The sequence below is a fragment of the Pseudomonas sp. FME51 genome, assembly GCF_014897305.1.
Genome location: NZ_JABUYN010000003.1, coordinates 185,024 through 209,798, shown reverse-complemented (window position 1 = coordinate 209,798; position 24,775 = coordinate 185,024). Strand labels below are relative to the sequence as shown.

The 24,775-nt window shown below is 60.3% G+C and carries 21 protein-coding genes; 10 read left to right on the top strand and 11 right to left on the bottom strand.

The genetic code is table 11. From position 1 onward, the window contains the following. The 3 genes from aguA to gstA all read left to right on the top strand — a co-directional run bounded on the left by aguA (position 1) and on the right by gstA (position 3,272). Positions 1-1,098 carry an agmatine deiminase gene (gene aguA, locus INT39_RS07535; protein WP_193073350.1) on the top strand — a complete coding sequence of 366 codons (1,098 nt, stop codon included), beginning with the start codon at positions 1-3 and terminating at the stop codon, positions 1,096-1,098. A 113-nt stretch (positions 1,099-1,211) separates the two neighbouring features. Further along, positions 1,212-2,561: a hypothetical protein gene (locus tag INT39_RS07530; protein WP_193073349.1), complete on the top strand. Its 1,350-nt coding sequence runs from the start codon at positions 1,212-1,214 to the stop codon at positions 2,559-2,561. A 102-nt stretch (positions 2,562-2,663) separates the two neighbouring features. Next, positions 2,664-3,272 (top strand): glutathione transferase GstA, encoded by a 609-nt coding sequence (gstA, locus tag INT39_RS07525; protein WP_193073348.1) that lies wholly within the window; start codon positions 2,664-2,666, stop codon positions 3,270-3,272. A 226-nt stretch (positions 3,273-3,498) separates the two neighbouring features. Here the strand turns inward: gstA and INT39_RS07520 are convergent, their stop codons facing one another. Together INT39_RS07520 and argH are read right to left on the bottom strand one after the other, a co-directional pair. After that, positions 3,499-3,711 carry a hypothetical protein gene (locus INT39_RS07520; RefSeq protein WP_193073462.1) on the bottom strand — a complete coding sequence of 71 codons (213 nt, stop codon included), beginning with the start codon at positions 3,709-3,711 and terminating at the stop codon, positions 3,499-3,501. After that, complete coding sequence (gene argH / locus INT39_RS07515; RefSeq protein ID WP_193073347.1) at positions 3,711-5,105, bottom strand: argininosuccinate lyase; 1,395 nt, start codon at positions 5,103-5,105, stop codon at positions 3,711-3,713. The genes INT39_RS07520 and argH overlap by 1 nt, the downstream gene beginning before the upstream one ends. Before the next feature lie 56 nt (positions 5,106-5,161). Here argH and INT39_RS07510 point away from each other — a divergent pair, with 56 nt between their 5' ends. From INT39_RS07510 to INT39_RS07485, 6 genes are all read left to right on the top strand, one after another. Further along, entirely contained in the window at positions 5,162-6,256 is a 1,095-nt protein-coding gene (locus tag INT39_RS07510; protein WP_319021333.1) for a sensor histidine kinase, read from the top strand. Between the two features lie 21 nt (positions 6,257-6,277). After that, positions 6,278-7,027: a LytR/AlgR family response regulator transcription factor gene (locus tag INT39_RS07505; RefSeq protein WP_193073346.1), complete on the top strand. Its 750-nt coding sequence runs from the start codon at positions 6,278-6,280 to the stop codon at positions 7,025-7,027. A gap of 78 nt (positions 7,028-7,105) precedes the next feature. Continuing rightward, a complete protein-coding gene (gene hemC / locus INT39_RS07500; protein WP_193073345.1) occupies positions 7,106-8,041 on the top strand; it encodes a hydroxymethylbilane synthase in 936 nt (311 codons plus the stop codon). Then, a complete protein-coding gene (locus INT39_RS07495; RefSeq protein ID WP_193073344.1) occupies positions 8,038-8,799 on the top strand; it encodes a uroporphyrinogen-III synthase in 762 nt (253 codons plus the stop codon). Before hemC ends, INT39_RS07495 begins: the two co-directional genes overlap by 4 nt. 10 nt (positions 8,800-8,809) lie before the next feature. After that, positions 8,810-10,027: a uroporphyrinogen-III C-methyltransferase gene (locus INT39_RS22790; RefSeq protein ID WP_193073343.1), complete on the top strand. Its 1,218-nt coding sequence runs from the start codon at positions 8,810-8,812 to the stop codon at positions 10,025-10,027. Continuing rightward, the gene (locus tag INT39_RS07485; protein ID WP_193073342.1) at positions 10,020-11,258 is read left to right on the top strand and encodes a heme biosynthesis HemY N-terminal domain-containing protein; all 1,239 of its coding nucleotides are present in this window, start codon (positions 10,020-10,022) and stop codon (positions 11,256-11,258) included. Before INT39_RS22790 ends, INT39_RS07485 begins: the two co-directional genes overlap by 8 nt. An 87-nt stretch (positions 11,259-11,345) precedes the next feature. Here INT39_RS07485 and INT39_RS07480 read toward each other — a convergent pair whose 3' ends face one another. The 4 genes from INT39_RS07480 to trxA form a co-directional block, all read right to left on the bottom strand. Beyond that, positions 11,346-12,311, bottom strand: coding sequence for a CDP-6-deoxy-delta-3,4-glucoseen reductase (locus tag INT39_RS07480; RefSeq protein WP_193073341.1), 966 nt, complete (start codon positions 12,309-12,311; stop codon positions 11,346-11,348). After that, on the bottom strand, positions 12,311-13,777 hold the full coding sequence (gene ubiD, locus INT39_RS07475; protein WP_193073340.1) for a 4-hydroxy-3-polyprenylbenzoate decarboxylase: 1,467 nt from the start codon (positions 13,775-13,777) through the stop codon (positions 12,311-12,313). Before ubiD ends, INT39_RS07480 begins: the two co-directional genes overlap by 1 nt. Before the next feature lie 158 nt (positions 13,778-13,935). Then, positions 13,936-15,201, bottom strand: coding sequence for a transcription termination factor Rho (gene rho / locus INT39_RS07470; protein ID WP_193073339.1), 1,266 nt, complete (start codon positions 15,199-15,201; stop codon positions 13,936-13,938). Positions 15,202-15,409: 208 nt separating this feature from the next. Beyond that, the gene (trxA, locus tag INT39_RS07465) at positions 15,410-15,736 is read right to left on the bottom strand and encodes a thioredoxin TrxA (protein ID WP_193073338.1); all 327 of its coding nucleotides are present in this window, start codon (positions 15,734-15,736) and stop codon (positions 15,410-15,412) included. Between the two features lie 183 nt (positions 15,737-15,919). Between trxA and ppx the strand changes: the two genes are divergently transcribed. Next, entirely contained in the window at positions 15,920-17,425 is a 1,506-nt protein-coding gene (gene ppx / locus INT39_RS07460) for an exopolyphosphatase (RefSeq protein ID WP_193073337.1), read from the top strand. Here the strand turns inward: ppx and ppk1 are convergent. From ppk1 to INT39_RS07435, 5 genes are all read right to left on the bottom strand, one after another. Beyond that, positions 17,404-19,629 (bottom strand): polyphosphate kinase 1, encoded by a 2,226-nt coding sequence (gene ppk1 / locus INT39_RS07455; RefSeq protein ID WP_193073336.1) that lies wholly within the window; start codon positions 19,627-19,629, stop codon positions 17,404-17,406. The genes ppx and ppk1 overlap by 22 nt on opposite strands. Positions 19,630-19,643: 14 nt before the next feature. After that, positions 19,644-20,654: a porphobilinogen synthase gene (gene hemB / locus INT39_RS07450; RefSeq protein ID WP_413468907.1), complete on the bottom strand. Its 1,011-nt coding sequence runs from the start codon at positions 20,652-20,654 to the stop codon at positions 19,644-19,646. A gap of 92 nt (positions 20,655-20,746) precedes the next feature. Beyond that, positions 20,747-21,979 carry a GGDEF domain-containing protein gene (locus INT39_RS07445; RefSeq protein WP_193073334.1) on the bottom strand — a complete coding sequence of 411 codons (1,233 nt, stop codon included), beginning with the start codon at positions 21,977-21,979 and terminating at the stop codon, positions 20,747-20,749. A gap of 383 nt (positions 21,980-22,362) precedes the next feature. After that, entirely contained in the window at positions 22,363-22,818 is a 456-nt protein-coding gene (locus INT39_RS07440; RefSeq protein WP_193073333.1) for a YaiI/YqxD family protein, read from the bottom strand. A gap of 14 nt (positions 22,819-22,832) precedes the next feature. Continuing rightward, complete coding sequence (locus INT39_RS07435; protein WP_193073332.1) at positions 22,833-24,749, bottom strand: ATP-binding cassette domain-containing protein; 1,917 nt, start codon at positions 24,747-24,749, stop codon at positions 22,833-22,835. Positions 24,750-24,775 lie beyond the last annotated feature (26 nt).

Here is a 24,775-nt window from a genome sequence, read left to right as displayed (position 1 = left end):
ATGTACACCTTGCACAGCACACCCCGCGCCGACGGTTACGCCATGCCCGCCGAGTGGGCGCCGCACAGTCAGACCTGGATGCTCTGGCCGGAACGCCCGGACAATTGGCGGCTCGGTGCCAAACCAGCCCAGGCCGCCTTTGCCGAGGTGGCGCGGGCGATTGCCAGCTTCGAACCGGTCACGGTCGGTGTGTCTGCCGCGCAATATGCCAACGCCAGTCTGCAACTGGATCACCCGGCGATCCGCGTGGTGGAAATCAGCAGCGACGATGCTTGGGTGCGGGATACGGGACCGACCTTCGTCACCAATGGCCAGGGTGGGGTGCGCGGTGTCGACTGGGTATTCAACGCCTGGGGCGGTTTCGATGGCGGCTTGTACTGGCCATGGAACCGGGACGATCAGGTAGCCGACAAGATTCTCGGGCTGGAGCGCTGCCCGCGCTATCGCACCGACGGCTTCGTACTGGAGGGCGGGGCGATTCACGTGGACGGCGAGGGTACGCTGATCACCACCGAGGAATGCCTGCTCAACGCCAATCGCAACCCGCACCTGCAGCGCCATGAGGTGGAGCGGATGCTGATGGATTATCTGGGAATCGAGCGGGTCATCTGGCTGCCGGAGGGTTTGTACAACGATGAAACCGACGGCCATGTGGACAACTTCTGCTGCTTCGTGCGTCCCGGCGAGGTAGTGCTGGCCTGGACCGATGATGTGACCGATCCCAATCATGCCCGTTGCGAGGCGGCGCTGCGGGTACTGGAGAACAGCCGCGATGCACGGGGGCGGGAGCTGACCGTGCATCGCATGCCAATTCCAGGCCCCCTCCATGCCACGGCGGAAGAGTGCGCGGGTGTGGATCGGGTAGCCGGCAGCCAGTCGCGCGATCCGTCAATTCGTCTGGCCGGCTCCTACATCAACTTCCTGATCGTCAATGACGGTATCGTCGCTCCGTCATTCGATGATCCGCAGGATGCATCGGCACAAGCCATCCTGGAGTCCCTGTTTCCCGATCGCCGGGTGGTGATGGTGCCCGGGCGGGAAATACTCCTGGGAGGCGGCAATATTCACTGCATTACTCAACAGCAGCCCGCTAGCTGAATATTCCGCTGCCCATCCGCTGAAATACGTTTTATAGTTCTGGCTCTTCGCCCGGCAATCCCTTGATTGTCGGGCGTTTTTTCGTGTAATCGAGCTTAAGATAAGGATACTCCATGCAGTTTTCACCCCGTGCTGTCGCCCTGCCACTGGCGGGCCTTGCGATCCTGTTGTCTGGCTGTAAAGAACCGACGGCGGCGACTACCCCGGTCGTGAGTGAGGTACCTGCTACCTTGTCTGGCGAGCTGTCCAGCCAGAGCCCGATCAACCTGAACGATGGCTCCCGTAATCAGAGCTTCGATCTGCAACTGCAAGGCGGCAGCGTCTATCGGGTGGAAACCAGTGGTGCATTGAGTCAGCCTGTGTTGTTGCTGTTGTCAGAGCAAGGTGAGCTGATCAGCGGTCCGCGTAACGAGAGCCTGTTTCTACAGCCGGAAAAGGATGGTGTGTACCACCTTGCGGTCAGTGGCAAAAGTGCCAGTGATTTCGGGCCTTTCCGTGTCGAGCTGAATACTGGTGAACTCATCAACGAGGGTGAGTTGGAGCTGGGCGCCGAGATCCTTGGACAGCTGCAGGCTGGCAGTGTGAATAACGGCAACCAGTACAATCTGCAGATCGCAGAGAAAGGGTTGTACGAGCTGGTGATGCGCTCTACGGAGTTCGATACCGTACTGAAATTGCGTGGCAAGGGGCTCAACCGAACCGATGACGACGGTGCTGGCGGGACCGACTCGCGTGTCTTGACGATGCTGCCGGAGGGAAGCTATCAGTTGATTGCCGGGGGTATCGATACCAGCGACGAAGGGGTCTACAGTCTGAGCTTCAAGCGCTGGGAAATGCCTGAAGGGGTGACCCTGGGTGATGGCGATGCGCTGAATCTGGGTGAAGAGGCCACCGGTATGCTGACCGGCCAACCGCAGACTTATCGGCTGCTTGTCGAGCAGTCCGGCCTGCTGCAGGTCAGCATGCAGTCGGATGATATCGATAGTCTTCTGGGACTGACTGGAGCGGGTATCAATGTGCGTGACGACGACAGCGGTGGCGGCCATGACGCCCTGCTGAGCGTGCTGGTCGAGCCGGGAACCTACCGCATCAATGCCGCGCAGCACGGCAATGGTGAAGGGGTGTTCACCCTGCATACGGAGCTGACCGAAGTGGATCAGCTTGGTGATCGTATCGCTCCTGACGAAACCCGTGTGGGGCGCCTGGCAGAAGGGCAGCCGACCACAGTCAAGCTGTACGTAGAGCAGGCTGGTCGTTACCGGGTCACTCTGCGCTCAGCGGATTTCGATGCAATGCTGAGTGTGCAGGGAGAAGGACTGGAAGAGCTGGATGACGACAGTGCTGGCGGTACTAATGCCCAGTTGGAGTTGTATCTGGAAGCGGGTGAGTATCAGCTGACGAACAGTACTTACGGTGACGAAGGGGCTGGCAGTTTCGTGTTGTCGGTCAGCGCGCAGCTCTGAAAGTGGGTATCTGCTGACTCTCTCATAAGGAGCTATGCTGGTGTCTCGCCGGGGTGTGATTCGTCCACCCCGCATCATCAGCTACCCATGAGGAGACTCGATATGAAGCTGTATTACAGTCCCGGAGCCTGTTCGCAGGCGGTCCACATCATACTCAATGAGGGCGGGTTTTCCTTCGACAGGGAGCAGGTTGATCTGGCCAGCAAGAAAACCGCCAGTGGCGGCGACTATACCAAGATCAACCCGAATGGCTATGTGCCCGCGCTTGTTCTGGATAATGGTGAAACCCTGACTGAGGCAGTGGTTATCCTCGGTTATCTGGCGGATCAGGTGCCTGACCAAAAGCTGGCGCCGGCCTCCGGTAGCATGGCGCGTTACCATCTGCAGGAAAAACTCAACTTTCTCACCACCGAGCTGCACAAGAACTACGGCCCATTGTTCAATCCAAAAATGCCGGAAGAATGGCGAGTGCAGGTCAAGAAAACCCTGGCCCAGCGCCTCGGTTATATCGCTGGGCAACTGGAAGGAAAACAGTATTTGATGGGTGATGACTTCACCGTCGCCGACGCCTATCTGTTCACCATTCTGAGTTGGAGCAAAATGCTGAAGGTCGACTTATCGCCCTGGCCGGTGCTGAGCAGCTACACCAGCCGTGTTGCCGAGCGTCCGGCGGTGCAGGCAGCGTTGAAGGCTGAGGGGTTGATTGGCTGAAGGTGAGTATTAGCCTGTGACGATTGCGGACCGGGTATATGCGCCTTGGGTGGCGGCCTGTTCTATCGCCAGCGATATCAGTTGGGATATCCATAGTTTTGTCCCATGCGAGGCGCACCTGATTGTTCGGAAAGAAATGTACATGGAGGTAATGATCGTTACGTTGTCTGGGTGGGTTCGGAGTATCCAACTCGTGGCGTTCTTCCTGTAAACCACGGTCAATCTGCTACTTGTCGGTGGGTTTCTGGTCGGCGATGTTTGCCGTGGGGGTGGGCTGTTCGATCTGTTCGCGCTCTGCCAGCTCATCCAGCTGGCAGAGCGTGCATTCGCCATCATCGGGATGGCTGCTTTCCACATAGCGCACACGGCGATGTGCCGACTGGCGGTCGGCACTGATCCGATAACGAGGGCGGTCGCCGGGTGCGTTCTGCTTGGCCATCAGCTGTTCAGCAGCTCGCGGCCACGTTGCACCGCAGCCAGTACCTGCGCCGGCGCGGTACCGCCGATATGGTCGCGTGCATTCACCGAGCCTTCCAGGGTCAACACCTCGAACACGTCCTGCTCGATCTGGTCGCTGAAGCGACGCAGTTCGTCCAGGCTCATCTCCGCCAGATCCTTGCCGCTGTCCACGCCATATTTGACCGCGTGCCCAACGATCTCGTGGCAATCGCGGAACGGAAGTCCCTTGCGTACCAGGTAGTCGGCGAGGTCGGTGGCAGTGGAAAAGCCGCGCAGTGCTGCCTCACGCATCACATCCTCGCGGGGCTTGATCGCCGGGATCATGTCGGCAAAGGCGCGCAGGCAGTCGCGCAGGGTATCGGCAGCGTCGAACAGCGGTTCCTTGTCTTCCTGGTTGTCCTTGTTGTAGGCCAGCGGCTGGCTCTTCATCAGGGTCAGCAGGCCCATCAGGTGGCCATATACACGGCCGGACTTGCCACGCACCAGTTCCGGTACGTCGGGGTTCTTCTTCTGCGGCATGATGGATGAGCCGGTGCAGAAGCGGTCGGGCAGCTCGATGAAGTTGAACTGGGCACTGGTCCACAGCACCAGCTCCTCGGAGAAGCGCGACATGTGCATCATCGCCAGTGCGGCGGCAGAACAGAATTCGATAGCGAAGTCGCGGTCGGACACGCCGTCCAGCGAGTTGCCGGAGATCGCGTCGAAGCCCAGCAGTTCGCAGGTCAACTGGCGGTCGATGGGATAGGTGGTACCGGCCAGCGCGGCGCTGCCCAGTGGCATGCGGTTGACCCGCTTGCGGCAGTCGAGCAGGCGTTCACGGTCACGGCAGAGCATCTCGAACCAGGCCAGCAGGTGGTGGCCGAAGGTTACCGGTTGGGCAGTCTGCAGGTGGGTGAAACCAGGCATGATCACCGCGGCATGCTGCTCCGCCTGGACCAGCAGACCCTGCTGCAGACGTTCCAGCTCGGCGACGATGATATCGATTTCCTCGCGCAGCCACAGACGGATATCGGTGGCTACCTGATCATTGCGCGACCGGCCGGTGTGCAGCTTCTTGCCGGTGATGCCGATGCGATCGGTCAGACGCGCCTCGATGTTCATGTGCACATCTTCCAGATCCACCTGCCAGTTGAATTGGCCGGCTTCGATTTCGTCCTGGATCACACGCAGGCCGTCGATGATGGTGTCGCGTTCGCTGTCGCTCAGCACACCAACCTTTGCCAGCATGGTGGCATGGGCGATGGAGCCCTGGATGTCGTGCTTGTACAGGCGCTTGTCAAAATCGACCGAAGCAGTGAAGCGGGCGACGAAGGCGTCCACCGGTTCGCTGAAACGGCCACCCCAGGATTGGTTGGTAGTCTGATCTTGGCTCATGTGTCGGATCGTTCCGCTGATATAGATGAAAAGAGGCATAGCATAGCATTTCAGGCTTGCACGATCGCGTCCTGCTGGCGGACACTGCGACGATGAATGGATTCTGGTCTTTATTGAACAAGCCTCAGGCGGGAGAGGATTTTTTTCTTCCGGACCTGTGCTCGCCCGTAGCGGTATTCACCTTGGTCGTGCTGGCCGAGCTGATGGTGCTGGTCTGGGTGCTGGCACAACCGGCTGCGGAGGGCTTCGACTGGTTGCAGTTGGCTCTGGCATCACTGTTCGTACAGTGGATAGTGCTGTTATCTGCGGCGCTGTTGTGTCGCTTGCGTAGCTGGATGCGTCGTCGTCCGCTGGGCGTGGCTATCGCTTGCTGTTATGCGGTGGTGGTTGGGCTCGCACTGATATTTACGGTGCTTGCCGACTGGGTGCTCTATCAGGGCATGGCCGGCAGCCCGCCATGGCGCATCGAGCAACTGCTGCGCCATGGCTTGATTGCATTGATCATGACCAGCATGCTGCTGCGCTATTTCTATCTCCAGCAGCAATGGCAACTGCATGATCAGGCGGCGCTGCAGGCGCGTCTGCAATCGCTGCAATCGCGTATCCGCCCGCATTTCCTGTTCAACAGTCTCAACAGTATCGTCAGCCTGATCGGCAGCCAACCGGACAAGGCGGAAAGCGCCGTGCTTGATCTGTCCGACCTGTTTCGCGCCAACCTCGCCGACACTGAGGCGGTAGCGACCTGGGGTGAGGAATACCGCCTGTGCCGCGGTTATCTGCGCATTGAGCAGTACCGCCTGGGTGAGCGGCTTCGGGTGATATGGACGGTGGACGAGCTGCCTGAAGGCTTGCCGATGCCGTTGCTGACACTGCAGCCATTGCTGGAAAACGCCATTCTGCATGGCCTGCAGCCGAGCATCGATGGAGGGTACATCAGCGTTACAGGACGCTACCTTGACGGCTGCGTGGAACTGCAGGTCTCCAATAGTTGTCCACAGCAATCGGAGCATCAAGGCGCGAGCATGGCGCTGAATAATATCCGCGCGCGCCTGGCCGCCCTGTTCGGACCATCGGCCAGAGTGGAAGCGTGGCAGGACGGACCGCGCTACTTCAGCAAGCTGGTCTATCCTTGTAAGCAACCGTCCACTTAACGCACAGGAAGTCATTCAGGCATGAAAGTACTTATCGCCGATGATGAACCTCTTGCCCGAGAGCGCCTGGCCAGGCTGGTATCGGCCCTGCCGGGCTACACCGTACTGCCGGACATGGCCGCCAACGGGCACGAGGCGCTGGAACTGGTTGAAAAATCGCATCCTGACATAGTGCTGCTGGATATTCGCATGCCGGGTATGGATGGTCTGCAAGCCGCGGCGCGGCTATGTGAGCTGAGCGATGCCCCTGCCGTGGTGTTCTGCACCGCCCATGGCGAGTATGCATTGGAAGCCTTCGCGGTCAGCGCGGTCGGCTATCTGCTCAAGCCGGTACGCAGCGAGGATCTGGCTGATGCGCTGGACAAGGCGCAGAAGCTCAATCGTATGCAACTGGCCAGTCTGGGCAAGGCCGGTATCGCCAGCGAGACGCAGCAGGCGCGCAGCCATATCAGTGCCCGCACCCGCAAGGGCGTAGAGCTGGTGCCGATCGAGGATGTGCTCTACTTCGTCGCCGACCACAAATATGTGACGCTGCGCCACAGTGAGGGAGAGGTGCTGCTGGATGAGCCGCTGAAGGCGCTGGAGGATGAATTCGGTGAGCATTTTGTGCGTATCCATCGCAACGCACTGGTGGCGCGCAGCCGTATCGAGCGCCTGCAGCGTAGCGCCATGGGTCATTTCCATCTGCACCTCAAGGGTCTCCCGGACGAGACGCTGACGGTGAGTCGCCGGCATGTGCCGGGGTTGCGCAAGCTGATGGAAGGGTTGTGATTCGGCTGCGTCATTGCCACGCGTGGATGATGGCCGAGGCATCGCGTATCATGCCTGTTGGTAGACAGCGAGAATCCCATGAGACATCTGCGAATCGCCACCCGCAAGAGCGCACTGGCCCTGTGGCAGGCCGAATACGTCAAGGCGCGTCTTGAAGAGTTACATCCCGGGCTGACTGTCAGCCTGGTTCCCATGGTCAGCCGCGGTGACAAGCTGCTGGACTCTCCGCTGGCCAAGATCGGCGGTAAAGGCTTGTTCGTCAAGGAGCTGGAGTCCGCTCTATTGGCTGATGAAGCTGACCTCGCCGTGCACTCCATGAAGGATGTCCCCATGCAGTTCCCCGACGGGTTGGGGCTGTATGTTATCTGTGAGCGCGACGATCCGCGTGACGCCTTCGTTTCCAATACCTATGAATCCATTGATGCGCTGCCCCAGGGTAGTGTGGTCGGCACCTCGAGTCTGCGTCGTCAGGCCCAGCTGATGGCGCGTCGCCCGGATCTGCAGATCCGTTTCCTGCGCGGCAACGTCAATACGCGTCTGGCCAAGTTGGACGCGGGGGATTACGACGCCATCATCCTGGCGGCTGCGGGTCTCAAGCGTCTGGGTTTTGATGAGCGTATCCGCAGCTGCCTTGCGCCGGAGCTGAGCTTGCCGGCGGGTGGTCAGGGTGCCGTAGGCATCGAGTGCCGTAGCGAGGATACCGAGCTGCATGCCCTGCTGGCGCCGATGAACGATCTTGACAGCGCGCTGCGGGTACGTGCCGAGCGTGCGCTGAACAGTCATCTGAATGGCGGCTGTCAGGTGCCGATTGCCTGTTATGCCGAGCGCGCCAATGGCGAAATCTGGCTGCGTGGGCTGGTCGGTGATCCAGACGGCCAGCGTTTGCTGATCGCCGAAGCACGTGGCCCCGAATCCGAGCCGGAACAGTTGGGCGTTGCGGTGGCTGAAGATCTGCTGCGCCAGGGCGCGCAGGAGATTCTCGATGCAGTCTACCGGGAGGCGGACGGGCAGTGAGCGCAGCGCTGTTGCTGACGCGCTCGGACGCAGACAACCGCCGCCTCGCTGAGCGCTTGCAGGCGCAGGGCATCACCGGCACCAGTCTGCCGTTACTGCAGATCGATCCGCAGCCGGAAACGCCGGAGCAGCGTAGCCTGATGCTGGAGCTGGACCGTTATCATGCAGTGATGGTGGTCAGCCCGATAGCGGCTCGGCAGGGACTGGAGCGAATGGATGTTTATTGGCCGCAGCCTCCCGCCGGCATTGAGTGGTTTGCGGTGGGGGCGGGCACGGCAGCCGTGCTGGAAGATTATGGTCTGCCGGTGCAGATCCCGCAGGACGGTCAAGACAGTGAAGCCTTGCTGCGCCTGCCGGCCTGGCAACGATTGCTGAGCCTGCCGGATCTGCGTGTACTGATCTGGCGTGGTATGGGTGGACGTGACCATCTGGCCTCGACCATAGTGAATGCTGGGGGCCGGGTAGATTTACTGGAGTTGTATCAACGCAGTATGCCGGCAACGCTGGCCAGCGATCTGAACGTGGCTGCAGAGCAGGGCGCGAGAGCAATAGTGATACTCAGTGGTCAAGCGTTGCAGCATTGGCAGCGCGCGGCCGGATCAGCATGGGAGCAGCAGCGCCACTGGCGTTGCTGGGTACCGGGAGCGCGGATTGCCAGCCTGGCACAGCAGTTGGGCTGCACCGATGTGGTGGTCTGCCAGGGGGCAGACGATGACAATGTACTCGCCGCCGTGAAGGCGCACCCGCTCACGCCATAAGGGGAAATGCGTGGAACCGACAAAAGACAACAATCAAGGCGCCAACCAACCCTCCACGGATACTGCACCGGCGTCGGCAACGAACGCGGGTCCGGCAACCGGGACGCCGTCGAACAATAGCACCGACAAGGTCGCCGGCAGCAGTGCAGCGCCGCCACCCAAGGTGCCGCCGAGCAAGCCGGCGACGCGCGGTTCTGGTGGAGGTGGGGCTGGGCGCGGTATAGCGCTGCTGGCATTGCTGGTGGGGCTGGCTGCGCTGGGATTATCCGGCTGGCAGTGGTATCAGGCGCAGCAACTGGAGCAGGGCCGACAGGTGCAGCTGGATAACCGCCTCACCGAGTTGCGCAACAGCCAACAGCAAAATCGGCAAGCCGCCGAGCAGCAACTGGCAGGGCTGCCATCTGGTGATGAGTGGCAGCAATTTCAAAGGCTTACCTCTGATCTGCAGCGCAGCCAGCAAGCGCTGAGCCAGCGCCTGGATACCTTGCAGGGTGATGCCCGGGCGGACTGGAAGCTGGCCGAGGCCGAGTACTTGCTGCGCCTGGCTTCGCTGCGTCTGTTGGCGGCGCAGGACGTAGCCTCGGCGCGCCAGTTGCTGGAGGCGGTGGATCATATCCTCCAGGCGCAACCCGACAGTGGCGTGTTCGCTGTACGTGAGCAGTTGGCACGCTATCAGGCCGAGCTGGAAGCTCAGCCGCTGGTTGACCGTTCCGGATTGTTTCTCAAGCTGGGTGCACTGCATGATCAGGTTGTCGACCTGACCGCGTTGCCAGTGCCGGTATTTGATCCGAACGAGGTGACTCCTGAAGAGGAGTTCGAGGATCGTCTGGCCCGTCGTACCCGTGGTGAGCGCATGCTGATGCGCCTGGAACGTTATGTGCGGGTCGACTTCCAGCGCGGCAAGGTCATCACTCCCCTGCTGGATGATGCAGAAATGCAGCGGATCAAGCGTACTCTGCAACTGACGCTGGAACAGGCGCAATGGGCGGTGCTGCGCGGCGAAGGTGAGATCTATCAGGACACTCTGCAGCGGGCCGCTGGCATACTGGAACAATTCTTTGAACTGGATAACCCAAAGGTTCGCGCCATGCAGAGCCGCCTGCTTAAACTCAGCAGCGAGCGGGTGAGCGTGACGCCGCCCGACCTGGCGCCATTGCAGCAAGGGCTTGCGGCGTATGTGCAAAGCCGCAAGAGTCCCGTAGTCAGTGGGGAGACCGCTGATGAGTAAAAGCTATGTAGCGGTGCTGGTGGTTCTGCTGATCGCAGCACTGCTGGGCATGGCGGTAGCCGAGGACCCGGGCTACCTGCTGATTGCCTGGCGCAACATGTCGATCGAAACCAGCGTCTGGGTCGGTCTCGGTTTTCTGCTGGCGCTCTGGCTATTGTTGGTTCTGCTGCGGGCAGTGGTGCGGCTGATCAATGCCTCCAGCCGGCGGGTAAACCCCTGGTCACGACACAACCGTGCCCGCCGCGCCAATCAGATCACTACCCGAGGGCTGCTGGAGTTCGCTGAAGGTCACTGGGCCAACAGTCTGCGTCTGCTGCGTCGTGCCGCGCCGCACGCTGAGCAGCCGCTGATCAACTATCTGGCAGCGGCCCGCGCCGCGCATGAGCTGGAGGATTACCGCGAGGCCGACAGGCTGCTGCGTGAAGCCTACGAAACCACCCCTAACGCCGATGTGGCCATCGCGGTCACTCAGGCGCAGCTGCAGATATCCCGCGGCCAGCTGGAGCAGGCGCTGGCGACCTTGACGCGTGTGCGCAAGGAGCACCCCAAGCATCTGTATGCCTTGAAGCTGATGGGGCAGCTGTACCTGCGGTTGGAAGACTGGGAGCGGCTGGAGCAGTTGTTGCCTGAGCTGCACCGCAACAAGCTGTACAGCGAGGCCGATCAACAGGCCCTGGAACGGCAGGTTTATATTGCTCTGCTGATCCAGGCGGGACAACGCGGTCAGAGTCTGCCTACCGGCGAAGCCAACCCGGTCAGCACGGTCTGGGAGCGTCTGCCCAAGCCGCTGAAGCAGGATATGGTGCTGGTCGAGACCTACTGCCTGCAGCTGCGTGCGTCCGGCGCCGAAGTGCATGCGGAGAAAGTCTTGCGTGAAACTCTGGGGCACACCTACAACGATCGATTGGTGCATATCTATGGGCTGGTGCGCGGCGCTGACCCGGCGCGTCAGCTGGATGCTGCCGAGCGCTGGCTGGCCGATCACCCGCAGGATGCGACGCTGTTGCTGGCGCTGGGCAGGCTGGCTTTGCGTAACAGCCTGTGGGGCAAGGCGCGGGAGTATTTTGAAGCGAGTTTCGCCAGCCGTCGGGATATTCAGACCTGCGCCGAGCTGGTCAGGTTGCTGGAGCATCTGGGTGAGCACCAGGCCAGCCAGAAGATGCTGCGTCAGGGGTTTACGCTGATGGTGCATGATCTGCCGGAGTTGCCGCAGCCAAAAGCGCTGGGGTAATCGGTGGTTGCTCTTGTGGGAGCGGCCTGCTCCCACGGCAGACAGTGGTGCTTGTGCTGCTCAGTGGGAGAGGGCCTGTGAGTTGGCTTAGCGTGGCGCGTAGGCAAACACATCCGAATGGATTTGCTGCTCGACCGCGCCGGCAGCCAGCAGGGCATCCAGGGTGCCGTAGACCATGGCCGGTGAGCCGCACAGGAAGAATTCGTAATCGGCCAGATTGGCCAGATCCTCGCACACGGCTTCGGATAGCATGCCTTGGCGACCGTCCCAGTCCGGTACATCACTGACCACCTTGTGCAGATAGACATTGGGCTGCTGCTGCCAATGATCCCAATGCGGTGCCTGATAGAAGTCCTCGGGTTGACGCACGCCCCAATACAGGTGAACAGGTCGCTCGAAACCCTGCTGCAAACAATACTCGGTCAGACTCTGCATCTGCGCCAGGCCGGTACCGGCGGCGATCAGCACCAACGGCCGGTCGGGCAGCCGTGGCAGGCAGCAATCACCCAGGGGGGCTTTGATGCGCGCGATACCCTGCTGGCGGATATGCTCGACCAGCGCCACGGTGTTCTGTTCGCGGACCAGGATATGCAGTTCGAGCAGCCGGCCCTCATGGGGTGCCGAGGCGATTGAAAAAGCCGACAGCTCACCATCGAAACGTTCCAGCAACAGATATTGCCCGGCGTGATAGCGCAGCGGCTTGCCCGCTGGGGCTCGCAGCTGTAGTTGGCAGACGTCGCCGCCCAGATCCTGGATGTTGACTACCTGGCACGCCAGACTGCGCAATGGCAGTTCATCGGGCGCCAGTACGTTTTCCCACTCCACTTCGCAGTCTTCCAGCGGCTCGGCAATGCAGGTGAACAACTCGCCACCGCGGCGCTCGGTGCCGTTCTGCAATACCCGTCCGCTGATCAGGTTGGCAGCGCAAATATGGCAATTGCCATTGCGACAGCTCTGCGGTGCATCGAAGCCCAAGCGGCGAGCAGCATCGATGATGCGCTCGCCTGGCAGCAGTTCAATGACATGCCCCGAAGGCTGAAGAGTCACTTTCATCAATCGATTCCCAGTTCGGACCAGATGGCGTCGATGCGTTGTTTTACGGCCGGGTCCTGAACAATTGTCGTGCCCCATTCGCGCGTGGTTTCACCATGCCACTTGTTGGTGGCATCCAATCCCATCTTGCTGCCCAGACCGGAGACCGGCGAAGCAAAATCAAGATAGTCGATCGGCGTGTTGTCGATCATCACGGTATCGCGTTTGGGGTCCATGCGGGTGGTGATGGCCCAGATCACGTCATTCCAGTCGCGCACGTTGATATCATCATCGACGACGATGACGAACTTGGTGTACATGAACTGGCGCAGGAAGCTCCATACACCGAGCATGACCCGCTTGGCATGGCCGGGGTACTGCTTCTTCATCGATACGATTGCCATGCGATAGGAGCAGCCTTCGGGCGGCAGGTAGAAGTCGGTGATTTCCGGAAACTGCTTTTGCAGGATCGGCACGAAGACTTCATTCAGCGCCACGCCCAGCACCGCCGGCTCATCCGGTGGGCGGCCCGTGTAGGTGCTGTGATAGATGGGCTTTTCCCGCTGAGTAATGCGCTCGACGGTGAATACCGGGAAGCTGTCCACTTCGTTGTAGTAGCCGGTATGGTCGCCGAAGGGGCCTTCATCGGCCATCTCGCCGGGATGGATCACGCCTTCCAGCACGATTTCCGCACCCGCCGGCACCTGCAGCTCCGAGCCGCGGCACTTGACCAGCTCGGTACGCTGGCCGCGCAGCAGGCCGGCAAAGGCGTATTCGGACAGGGTATCGGGTACCGGGGTTACCGCGCCGAGGATGGTTGCCGGATCGGCACCCAGTGCCACGGCCACCGGAAAGGGTTCGCCGGGATGCTTCTCGCACCACTCGCGGAAATCCAGCGCACCGCCGCGATGGCTGAGCCAGCGCATGATGACTTTGTTGCGACCGATCACCTGCTGGCGATAGATGCCGAGATTCTGCCGGTCCTTGTTCGGGCCACGGGTAACCACCAGCCCCCAGGTGATCAGTGGACCGGCGTCGCCGGGCCAGCAGGTCTGAACCGGGATCTGCGACAGATCCACATCCTCACCTTCGATCACGGTCGCCTGGCAGGGTGCATCACGCACCACCTTGGGCGCCATGGAGATGACCTTCTTCACCAGTGGCAGCTTGGACCAAGCGTCCTTCAGGCCTTTCGGTGGATCGGGTTCTTTCAGGTAGGCCAGCAGCTTTCCGATCTCGCGCAGTTCGCTGACATCATTGGCGCCCATCCCCAGAGCGACCCGCTCGGGAGTGCCGAACAGATTGCCGAGTACCGGCATGTCGAATCCAGTGGGATTTTCAAACAGCAAAGCCGGGCCGCCCTTGCGCAGGGTACGGTCGCAGACTTCGGTCATTTCCAGGATGGGTGATACGGGTGTCTGGATGCGCTTCAACTCACCGCGCTGTTCCAGTCCCTTGATGAAATCTCGAAGATCGGAGTATTGCATGGCAGCTTTAAGCCTCAAGCTTCAAGCGGCAAGCTGTTTGGTTTCAGCCGCGCCGCCCATGAAAGGGGTGTGTTGTGCGGCATCATACCGACTGCGGGGTGCTGCAAAAAGGCAAACCACGGCGAGAGGGTGGTGCCCGCTCGCCGTGTTTGGCTGGATCAGTTCTTGCTGCGTTTCATCGACATGAAGAATTCATCGTTGGTCTTGGTGTCTTTCAGACGATCCAACAGGAATTCGATAGCGGCAATTTCGTCCATGGAGTGCAGGATCTTGCGCAGAATCCACATCCGCTGCAGCTCGTCTTCGCTGGTCAGCAGTTCTTCGCGACGGGTACCGGAGCGGTTGATGTTGATTGCCGGGAAAACGCGCTTCTCGGCAATCTTGCGATCCAGGTGGATCTCCATGTTGCCGGTGCCCTTGAATTCCTCGTAGATCACTTCGTCCATCTTCGAGCCGGTGTCCACCAGCGCGGTAGCGATGATGGTCAGGCTGCCGCCTTCCTCGATGTTCCGTGCGGCGCCGAAGAAACGCTTGGGCTTCTCCAGTGCGTGGGCGTCGACACCACCGGTCAGTACCTTGCCGGAGCTGGGAATGACGGTGTTGTAAGCGCGAGCCAGGCGCGTGATGGAGTCGAGCAGGATGATCACGTCTTTCTTGTGTTCAACCAGACGCTTGGCCTTCTCGATGACCATTTCGGCGACCTGAACGTGACGGCTCGGCGGCTCGTCGAAGGTCGAGGCGACCACTTCGCCGCGCACGGTGCGCTGCATTTCGGTCACTTCTTCCGGGCGCTCGTCGATCAGCAGGACGATCAGATGGCACTCGGGGTTGTTGCGTGCAATGTTCGAAGCGATGTTCTGCAACATCAAGGTTTTACCGGCCTTCGGCGGTGCCACCAGCAGACCGCGCTGACCCTTGCCGATCGGGGCGCACAGATCAATGATCCGCGCCATCAGGTCTTCGGTAGAGCCGTTGCCGGCTTCCATCTTCAGACGATCATCAGGGAACAGGGGGGTGAGGTTTTCGAACAGGATCTTGCTTTTGGTGTTTTCCGGACGGTCGAAGTTGATCGAGTCAACCTTCAACAGGGCAAAGTAGCGCTCCCCATCCTTTGGTGGCCGGATTTTGCCGGCAATGCTATCACCGGTACGCAGATTGAAACGGCGTATCTGGCTGGGGGAGACATAGATGTCGTCGGGCCCGGCCAGATAGGAAGAATCAGCCGATCGAAGAAACCCGAAACCGTCCTGCAGAATTTCCAGTACGCCATCGCCGTGGATATCTTCACCGCTTTTGGCGTGCTTTTTCAGGATGCCGAAGATCACATCCTGTTTGCGTGATCGGCCCATATTCTCGAGGCCCATCTGGTCGGCGGTTTCCAGCAGTTCGGTTATAGGTTTTTGCTTGAGTTCAGTCAGGTTCATAGGTTCGGTGAGTTATGCGTCTTTCGGCAGGACGGGGTTGGTAACAGCCGCCATGTGAGGATGGGGCGATGGATTTTGGCAAGTAGGGAAGCCATTGCCGCAGGGTGCGGCAGGGAGTTGGAAAACAAATCTAGCACCGCTGGGCGGTTGCGTCTACATGTTTGATCAAGAAAAGTGCATCCCCGGCGGACCGGGGGTGCCTGATAAATCAGATATTGCTATCGAGGAAGGCCGCCAGCTGGGATTTGGACAGAGCGCCGACCTTGGTCGCTTCTACATTGCCATCCTTGAACAGCATCAGCGTGGGGATACCGCGTACACCGTACTTTGGCGGAGTGTCGGTGTTCTCATCGATGTTCAGCTTGCAGATCTTGAGCTTGCCTTCGTAGTCCCGCGAGATGTCATCCAGCACCGGGGCTATCATTTTGCACGGGCCACACCATTCCGCCCAGTAATCAACCAGGACAGGGCCGTCGGCCTTCAGCACTTCTGCCTCGAAGCTGCCGTCAGTGACGTGCACAATCAAATCACTCATGAGTTTCTCCAGGAAATAGGGTTAGCCAAGTGCAATGAAGTGGATGATAGCATCACCCTACGCTGGTGTGAAACGTCAACAGACAGCCGCTCTTCCGAGCACTTGCTGCACAGTTTGTCGCAGCAGGCGGGCAATGCTGGCAATTGGAAGGTAATATTCCCCCATCACACATAGGGGATACGCATGGCGCAGACAGAACACACGGACTTTCCGCTGGTGGCGACCATAGATCTGGGGTCTAACAGTTTCCATATGGTACTGGCTCGAGTGGACCACGGAGAAATACGGATTCTTGAGCGGCTCGGCGAAAAAGTACAGCTGGGTGCCGGGTTGGATGAGCAGAACAACCTCAGCGAAGAAGCCATGCAGCGCGGAGTAGATTGCCTGCGGCGCTTTGCTCAACTGATCAATGGGCTTCCCGCCGGCGCGGTTCGTATTGTTGCTACCAACACCTTGCGAGTGGCGAACAATCGTGATGTTTTCATCAACAAGGTCAAGGACGTGCTCGGCCACCGGGTGGATGTGATTTCCGGGCGGGAAGAGGCGCGGCTGATCTATCTCGGTGTGGCCCATACCCTGGCCGATGATGCCGGCAAGCGGCTGGTGGTGGATATTGGCGGCGGCAGTACCGAGTTCATCATCGGTGAGCGCTTCGAATCGGTGTTGCGTGAGAGTCTGCATTTCGGCTGTGTTTCATTCGGCCAGAAATTCTTTGACGGCGGTCGTATTTCCTCCTCAGGGTATAACCAGGCGTATACCGCTGCGCGCCTGGAGCTGATGCGGATCGAACAGAGCGTTCAGCGTGTGGGCTGGCAGGAAGCCGTTGGCGCATCCGGTACCATTCGTACTATTGCTCAATGCCTGCGCGGTGCTGAACTGAGCAATGGCGAGGTGCACCGCGAGGGGTTGCAATGGCTCAAGCGCAAGGTGCTCAAGGCCAATCATGTGGACAAGCTCAGCCTGCAGGGACTCAAGGCTGAACGTCGTCCCATCCTGCCCGCGGGGCTGGCTATTCTCGAGGCGCTGTTTGATGCCTTGCAGATACAGAGCATGGAACTCTCTGAAGGGGCGTTGCGCGAGGGTGTGCTGTACGAGCTGTTCGGGCGTCATCAGCATGAGGATGTGCGTGAGCGGACCTTGTCCGCATTGGCTGAGCGCAGCCATGTCGATGCCGAGCAGGCGGCCCGAGTCGAACAGAAGGCGCTGAGTCTGTTGAGCAAGGTGGCGGAGCCGTGGGGGCTGACCGACAGCAAGCATGCGGATCTGCTCAGCTGGGCCGCACGTGTTCACGAAATCGGTATGGATATCGCGCATAGCCAGTATCACAAGCATGGCGCTTACCTGATTGAACATGCCGATCTACCCGGGTTTTCACGTCAGGAGCAGCAGGCGATGGCATTGCTGGTGCGCGGTCATCGACGTAGCCTGCCGGGAGAAGATCGCGTTGCCGAGGTGGGCGAAGACGGCCCTGCGTTGCGGCGCCTGTGCATGTTGCTGCGGCTGGCGATTCTTTATCACCACATTCGCGGCTTTCAGGACATGCCCGAGCTGCAGGTCGAGGCCAGGGATACGCAGCTGACGCTGCGCTTCCCGCCGGGTTGGCTGAAGGCCAATCCGTTGACCCAGGCCGACTTCGCCCAAGAGTCGCAATACTGGGCGAAGATCGGTTACACGTTGACGGCGCGCTGAGGCGAGCTGGCCAGTTTATCCAGCAGCGCACCCTGTGCGCTGCGGGAAATCTGGTTGCCGGTCGGAGTGCAACGGATATAGCTGCCGTCAGGCTGCAGTATCCAGGCGTGGGTGTTGTCAGTCAGGTGTGTCTGCAATTCCTGACGTGCGCGGGTAATCAGCTTCTTGCCTTCCAGCGGGAAGCAGGTTTCCACCCGGTGATCCAGGTTGCGCTCCATCATGTCGGCACTCGACATCCACACCTGTTCCTGACCTTCGCCGAGGAAGTAGTAGACCCGGCTGTGCTCGAGAAAGCGCCCGATGATCGAGCGCACAGTAATATTGTGCGACACCCCCGGGATGCCTGGACGCAGACAGCACATACCGCGAATGATCAGCTCGATTTTCACTCCCGCCTGTGATGCCTTGTACAGCGCCTTGATGATCTTGGCGTCGGTGAGCGCGTTGGCCTTGGCGATGATGTGCGCCGGCTTGCCGGCCTGAGCCGCCAGAGCTTCACGGTTGATCAGTTCCAGCAGTCGTTTCTTCAGGGTGAAGGGCGCCTGCAGCAATTTCTTCATGCGCAGTGCCTTGCCCATACCGATCAGCTGGTTGAACAGCTTGTGCACATCTTCAGTGAGGGCGGCGTCCGAGGTCAGAATGCTGTAATCGGTGTACAGACGGGCGTTGCCGGAATGGTAGTTGCCGGTGCCCATGTGTGCATAGCGTTGCAGGAGCTTGTCCTCTCGGCGCAGGATAAGCATCATCTTGGCGTGGGTCTTGAAACCGACCACCCCGTAGATCACCACCGCGCCGGCTTGCTGCAGACGGCTGGCCAGCTGCAGGTTTGACTCTTCATCGAAGCGTGCGCGCAGCTCGATCACTACGGTGACTTCCTTGCCGTTACGTGCAGCCTCGACCAGCGCATTGACGATTTCCGAGTTGGCGCCGGTGCGATACAGGGTCTGCTTGATCGCCAGCACGCACGGGTCCTGCGCGGCTTGACGCAGAAGATCGACCACCGGGCTGAACGACTCGTAAGGGTGCAACAGCAGGATGTCCTGTTTGCGAATCGCCTGGAACAGGTTATCAGCGCTGGACAGCAGTTTGGGAATGCCCGGACTGAACGACGGGAACTGCAGCTCCGGGCGATTCTCCAGGCCGGTAATCGAAAACAGCCGGGTCAGGTTGACCGGACCGTTGACCTCATAGAATTCCGATTCGCTCAAGCCGAACTGCCTGAGCAGAAAGTCCGACAGCGGTTTGGGACAGTTGTCGGCTACTTCCAGCCGCACCGCATCGCCATAGCGGCGCGACAGCAACTCACCACGCAGAGCGCGAGCCAGATCGTCAACCTCATCGGGGTCGACAATCAGGTCGGCGTTGCGGGTCAGCCGGAACTGATAGCAGCCAAGCACCTTCATGCCGGGGAACAGGTCATCGGCATGGGCGTGAATCATTGATGACAAGAACACGAAGTTGTCGCCATCGTCGCACAGTTCATCCGGAATGCGGATCAGGCGCGGCAGCGAGCGTGGAGCCGGAATGATTGCCAGACCGGAATCGCGGCCAAAGGCATCGATACCTTCCAACTGCACGATGAAGTTGAGGCTCTTGTTCACCAGCAGTGGGAACGGGTGCGTTGGGTCCAGGCCGATCGGGCTGATGATAGGTGCGATCTCGTCGCGGAAAAAGCGGCGTACCCACAGCGTCTGCTTGTAGGTCCATTGGCGGCGCCGGATGAAGCGGATCTTCTCTCTGGCCAGCGCCGGCAGCAGCACGTCATTGAGGATCGAATACTGGCGGTTGACCTCCTGATGCGCAATCTCGCTGATCTTGCTCAGGACATGCTGCGGTTGCAGCCCGTCCGGACCGGTCTGTTCGCGGGCAAAGGTGATCTGTTTCTTCAGGCCGGCGACGCGGATTTCAAAGAACTCATCCAGGTTGCTGGAAAAGATCAGCAGGAACTTGAGGCGCTCCAACAACGGGTAGGACTCATCCAGCGCCTGTTCCAGTACGCGAATGTTGAATTGCAGCTGCGACAGTTCGCGATGGATGTACAGCTCCGGCGCATTGATATCCGCTGCCGGCGCAGTCACCTCCACCAGCTCCGGTGGTGCAATGGCAGCCGGCAAAATACTCTGCCGGCGAGCCGTGGCGGTGGGGAGCGCCTGCGCAGGAGTGGGCTCGGGCTGCAATTCTGAGTCGTTGTTGGTGTCCTGCATGAGGTCCTCTGAAGTTATTTCATGTTGCGCAATTGTCGCGCGGCATGTTTTGCGTAATAGGTGAGAATGGCATCGGCGCCGGCGCGCTTGATCACGGTCAGCGACTCCATGATCACTGCCTCGCTCAGCCAGCCGTTGGCGATCGCTGCCTGGTGCATCGCATATTCGCCACTGACCTGATAAACAAAGGTCGGCACCTTGTGGACTTCCTTGACCCGATGGACGATGTCCAGATAGGGCATGCCTGGCTTGACCATCACCATATCCGCACCTTCGGACAGGTCCTGCGCCACTTCGTGCAGGGCTTCGTCGCTGTTGGCCGGGTCCATCTGATAGGTCGCCTTGTCGGCCTTGCCCAGGTTGCTGGCCGAGCCCACGGCATCACGGAACGGACCATAGTAGGCGCTGGCGTATTTGGCCGAATAGGCCAGGATCCGGGTGTTGATATGCCCGGCGGCTTCCAGCGCCTCACGGATCGCACGGATACGCCCGTCCATCATGTCCGAGGGGGCGACGATGTCGGCACCAGCCTCGGCATGGGACAGCGCTTGTTTGACCAGCGTCTCGACGGTGATGTCATTCAGGACATAGCCCTGCTCGTCGATGATGCCGTCCTGACCATGTGTGGTGAAGGGGTCGAGCGCAACGTCGGTGATCACGCCCAGTTCCGGGAACTGCTTTTTCAGCGCCCGGGTGGCACGCTGGGCGAGGCCTTCCGCGTTCCAGGCTTCGGCAGCGTCCAGTGACTTAGCGGAGGTCGGGGTCACCGGAAACAGCGCTACGGCGGGAATACCCAGCTCGACCAGCTCGGCAGCTTCTTCCAGCAGCAGGTCGATGGACAGACGCTCGATACCCGGCATGGACGCTACTGGCTCGCGCTGGCCGGTGCCTTCGAGCACGAATACCGGATAGATCAGATCATCCGTGCTCAGGCGATTCTCACGCATCAACCGACGGGAAAACTCATCCTTGCGTGCGCGACGCATGCGGGACAGAGGAAACGGACGATTGGCAGGCTGACTCACTGTAACTCCCATGGTGTGAAACACCGATCTGATGAATGACGGGAAGATCAGGCGGGACGGGCCGGAACGGGTGGCGGAACCCTCGACCTTCCTTATACGTCGAGATTATGACGGAATTGGGACAGTAAACGTAGGGCCATCTTGTCGCGCACCGGGGAATCGGTTGCACTGCACATCTCGACTCGATTGCGCCCCAGCGCCTTGGCCCGGTATAAGGCACCATCAGCGGCAGACACCATGGCGTTGTAGTCGTGCCCGTGCAAGTCGGTGCTGGCAACACCCAGGCTGATGCTGAGCATCACCGGTTGATCGGAGATATTCTCCGGGTGATTGTTGACGGCGAGGCGGATACGTTCGGCTATCTCCAGCGCATCGCTGGCATCGACGCCTGGCAGCAGCAGCACGAATTCCTCACCGCCAAAGCGCCCGAGCAAATCATTACTGCGCATGTGCAAGCGGATTCGCGTTACCAGATGGCAAAGCACGGCATCTCCGGTCTGATGCCCGAATTCGTCATTGATGCGCTTGAAATGGTCGGCGTCGAGCATGACCAGCGTAGCCGGCAGGCCATGCTGTCGAGTGGTGTCGAGCACTGTCTGGGCTTGATCATGCATGCTGCGTCTATTCAGCGTGCCGGTCAGAGCGTCGTGCTCGGATAGCTGTTGCAGGGCCATTATGGTGCGGTAATGGGTCATGAGTATGAAGCCGCCAGCCATGCCTATCTGCGCTACCATCACACTCAACAGCGTGGCGTGCTGAAGCTCCTTATCGGTGATGCCGACGTCGAGCAGTGCGCCGAGGAAGCCTGCTGCAGTGCGCAACAGCAGGCCGATACCACTCAGCAGCATGATCCCGCCGGTAAACCAGTAGGCGCGGCGCAGTGGGGCGGTCGCCGAGACCAGCAGTTCGCGCGCGGACATCAGGCACAGCACACCCAACCAGATGCCGGTAGTGGTCAATCGCGCTGCGGCACTGTCCTGTATGTAATGGAAGTACCCGAGAATCAGCATGACTAGCAGTGCGGCCAGAATAGGTCCGACCTGAGGCTGGCTCAGCCCTTTGAAAGCACGCACCCCGAGCCAGATGACCCCCAGGCCCAGCACCATGAGGCCGGTGGCGAGAATCTGCGAGAGGCTGTGATGCAGCAGGCCCTGGCTGATGCTTAATACCAGCCCCATAGTCAGTGCCAGATTGCCCAGCGCCCAATGCCGTAAACCTTTTTCGCTGCCGGAATGCCAGGCAGCCATGATCAGCACCAGGGTCATGCCCAGCGTGACCAGGACCAAGGCGATGGCCAGGGAAAATGTGTTCAAATCGGTTTGCATGGGGCGGGATGATCCTTGTCCGGCGATGCGAGCCGGCACCAGTCCGGGCATTCTCCTGCATGAACCGCGGAGATTAATCCCCTGCAGACCTGGGTTAAAGTGCAAACTTTGCAGGATGTGCGGGGGTTGGCAGAACGGGGATGGCTTTACGCTATTGTTTTCTCCCGGTCAGAGTCTGAGTGGTATAGAGAGGCTTGCATGTATGGCAGGCCGGATGTCCGTGCAATGCTGGCCATGAGGCTTATATCGCCGATATGCCCCGCCGCTTCAGCGCCCGGGGTGTCCTTTTACCCGTAGCGGCAGCCTCATCGCTCGTGAAGGCACTGTGCTCGCGCAGCTACCGCACTGGCCTCTGCCGCAAGCCTGTCCTTCGAGACGTGTGGTTACTTGCCCAGCCCCTGCGCCAGCAACCGATCCAGCGCGTTGGCGAAGGACTGTTTGTCCTTGTCGCTGAAAGGAGGCGGGCCGCCGCGGCCGGCCAGACCGGCGCCGCGCAGCTCGTCCATCAGGTTGCGTACGGCGAGGCGTTCGCCGATGCTGCCCTGATCGTAGATCTCACCGCGCGGGTTGATGGCGGTGACGCCACGGCGCACCAGCCCATCAGCCAGGGGGATGTCGGAAGTGACGACCAGGTCCCCTGGCTGCGAATGCTCGATGATGTACAGGTCAGCCACATCTGCACCGCCCGGTACCACCACCTGACGCACACCGGGAGCTGCGGCCAGGCCCAGCGAGCTGTTGGCTACCAGTACCAGCTGCAGTTCCCGCCGGCGAGCGGCGCGTAACATGATGTCGCGTACCGGGCGGGGACAGGCGTCGGCGTCAATCCACAAAGTCATTGCTCGTCAGTTCCTCATGAGTCGGACAGCTCTGCCTGCAACTGCTCAAGAGTTTCCTGGGCTTCCAGCCACTGCATTTCCAGCTCGTCGATGCGCTGTTGGCCATCGGCCTGGCGTGCCAGCAACTCCTTGAGTCGAGTGCGGTTGGCATCGCTGTACAGGTCATTGTCGGCCAAGGCCGTCTCGATTTCCTGCATGTTCTGCTGTGCGGTTTCCAGCTGCTTCTCCAGCTTGTCCGCCACCTTCTTCAATGGGGCAAGGCGCTGGCGTTGTTCTGCCGCCTGACGGCGCTGGGTTTTGGCATCGACACGGGGTTCGGTGTCTGCCGACTCGCTGCCGGCAGCCAGGTTGGCCTGTTGTTGGCGAAACTGGGCGAGCCAGCGGGTATAGCTGTCCAGGTCTTCGGTATAGGTGGACAGCCTGCCGTCGGCGACCAGCCACAGTTCGTCAGTGGTGTCGCGGATCAGTGCTCGGTCGTGGGAAACCAGTAGCATGGCGCCTTCAAAGTTCTGCAGGGCTACGGTCAGGGCATGGCGCATTTCCATGTCCAAGTGGTTGGTCGGTTCGTCCAGCAGCAGCAGGTTGGGCTTCTGCCAGGCAATCAGCGCCAGAGCCAGACGCGCCTTTTCGCCGCCGGAGAAATGCAGCACCGGTTCTTCGGCACGGCTACCGTGGAAGTCGAAGCCGCCGAGAAAGTTGCGCAGCTCCTGCTCTCGCTGCTGCGGTGCAATGCGTGCCAGATGCAGCAGCGGGCTGGCCTCCGGGTCGAGGCTGTCCAGTTGATGCTGAGCAAAATAGCCGATCGCCAGGTGCTCACCGGTCTTCAGCTCGCCGGCGAGCAGTGGCAGGGTGCCGGCCAGCGTCTTGATCAGGGTGGATTTGCCCGCGCCGTTCGGGCCAAGAATACCGATGCGCGCGCCGGGTGCCAGCTGCAGCTTGACGTGCTGCAGAATGGCCGAGCCGTTGTAGCCGAGTGCAGCTTCGCGCAGATCCAGCAGCGGATTGGACTGGCTGTCCGCTTCGCGGAAGCTGAAATTGAATGGCGAGTCCATATGCGCCGGACTGAGCAGCTCCATGCGTTCAAGCGCCTTGAGGCGACTCTGTGCCTGGCGCGCCTTGGTCGCCTGAGCGCGGAACCGGGCAATGTACTTCTGCATATGTTCGCGCTGGGTCTGTTGCTTCTCGAAGGCGGCCTGCTGCTGGCTCAAACGTTCCGCGCGGGTGCGCTCGAACTGGCTGTAGCCACCACGATAAAGCGTTAGCTGGCGAGCTTCCATATGCACGATATGCTCGACCACCGCATCGAGGAAGTCGCGATCATGGGAGATCAGCAACAAAGTACCCTGATAGCTTTTCAGCCAGTCTTCCAGCCACAGGATGGCGTCCAGATCCAGGTGGTTGGTGGGTTCGTCGAGCAGCAGCAGATCGGAGGGTGACATCAATGCCTGGGCCAGATTCAGGCGCATCCGCCAGCCGCCGGAGAAGTCACCGACCCGGACCTCACATTGCGCTGAGCTGAAACCCAGCCCTGCCAGCAGAGTGCGTGCGCGGCTGTCGGCACTGAAACCGTCATGGGCTTCCAGTTCGGCGTACAGGGTGCCAAGCTGGCTGGTGTTGTGCTGCTGCTCGGCTTCTGCCAGCTGGCGCTGGATGGTGCGCAGACGCTGGTCGCCATCCAGTACATAGTCGACGGCCAGTCGCTCCAGGTCATCTATCTCCTGGCGCATATGGGCAATGCGCCAATCTGCCGGGAGCGAGCAATCACCGGCATCGGGCGTCAGTTCGTTGCGCAGCAGCGCGAACAGGCTGGATTTGCCTGCGCCATTGGTACCGAGCAGGCCAGCTTTCTGGCCCGGATGCAGGGTCAGGTTGGCGTTTTCCAGCAGTCGCAGCGGGCCGCGTTGCAGAGTCAGGGAATCGATCTTTATCATGGCGCGGAGTATATCAGTGTGAGGTA

What these genes read in the sequence shown, in the direction of transcription:
- ubiD (WP_193073340.1), bottom strand. Translation starts at nt 13,777, where the DNA reads ATGCAATACTCCGATCTTCGAGATTTCATCAAGGGACTGGAACAGCGC.
- ppx (WP_193073337.1), top strand. Translation starts at nt 15,920, where the DNA reads ATGGCGCAGACAGAACACACGGACTTTCCGCTGGTGGCGACCATAGAT.
- INT39_RS07530 (WP_193073349.1), top strand. Translation starts at nt 1,212, where the DNA reads ATGCAGTTTTCACCCCGTGCTGTCGCCCTGCCACTGGCGGGCCTTGCG.
- ppk1 (WP_193073336.1), bottom strand. Translation starts at nt 19,629, where the DNA reads ATGCAGGACACCAACAACGACTCAGAATTGCAGCCCGAGCCCACTCCT.
- INT39_RS07505 (WP_193073346.1), top strand. Translation starts at nt 6,278, where the DNA reads ATGAAAGTACTTATCGCCGATGATGAACCTCTTGCCCGAGAGCGCCTG.
- INT39_RS07440 (WP_193073333.1), bottom strand. Translation starts at nt 22,818, where the DNA reads ATGACTTTGTGGATTGACGCCGACGCCTGTCCCCGCCCGGTACGCGAC.
- hemC (WP_193073345.1), top strand. Translation starts at nt 7,106, where the DNA reads ATGAGACATCTGCGAATCGCCACCCGCAAGAGCGCACTGGCCCTGTGG.
- rho (WP_193073339.1), bottom strand. Translation starts at nt 15,201, where the DNA reads ATGAACCTGACTGAACTCAAGCAAAAACCTATAACCGAACTGCTGGAA.
- trxA (WP_193073338.1), bottom strand. Translation starts at nt 15,736, where the DNA reads ATGAGTGATTTGATTGTGCACGTCACTGACGGCAGCTTCGAGGCAGAA.
- aguA (WP_193073350.1), top strand. Translation starts at nt 1, where the DNA reads ATGTACACCTTGCACAGCACACCCCGCGCCGACGGTTACGCCATGCCC.
- INT39_RS07485 (WP_193073342.1), top strand. Translation starts at nt 10,020, where the DNA reads ATGAGTAAAAGCTATGTAGCGGTGCTGGTGGTTCTGCTGATCGCAGCA.
- gstA (WP_193073348.1), top strand. Translation starts at nt 2,664, where the DNA reads ATGAAGCTGTATTACAGTCCCGGAGCCTGTTCGCAGGCGGTCCACATC.
- INT39_RS07480 (WP_193073341.1), bottom strand. Translation starts at nt 12,311, where the DNA reads ATGAAAGTGACTCTTCAGCCTTCGGGGCATGTCATTGAACTGCTGCCA.
- INT39_RS07520 (WP_193073462.1), bottom strand. Translation starts at nt 3,711, where the DNA reads ATGGCCAAGCAGAACGCACCCGGCGACCGCCCTCGTTATCGGATCAGT.
- INT39_RS07445 (WP_193073334.1), bottom strand. Translation starts at nt 21,979, where the DNA reads ATGCAAACCGATTTGAACACATTTTCCCTGGCCATCGCCTTGGTCCTG.
- INT39_RS07435 (WP_193073332.1), bottom strand. Translation starts at nt 24,749, where the DNA reads ATGATAAAGATCGATTCCCTGACTCTGCAACGCGGCCCGCTGCGACTG.
- argH (WP_193073347.1), bottom strand. Translation starts at nt 5,105, where the DNA reads ATGAGCCAAGATCAGACTACCAACCAATCCTGGGGTGGCCGTTTCAGC.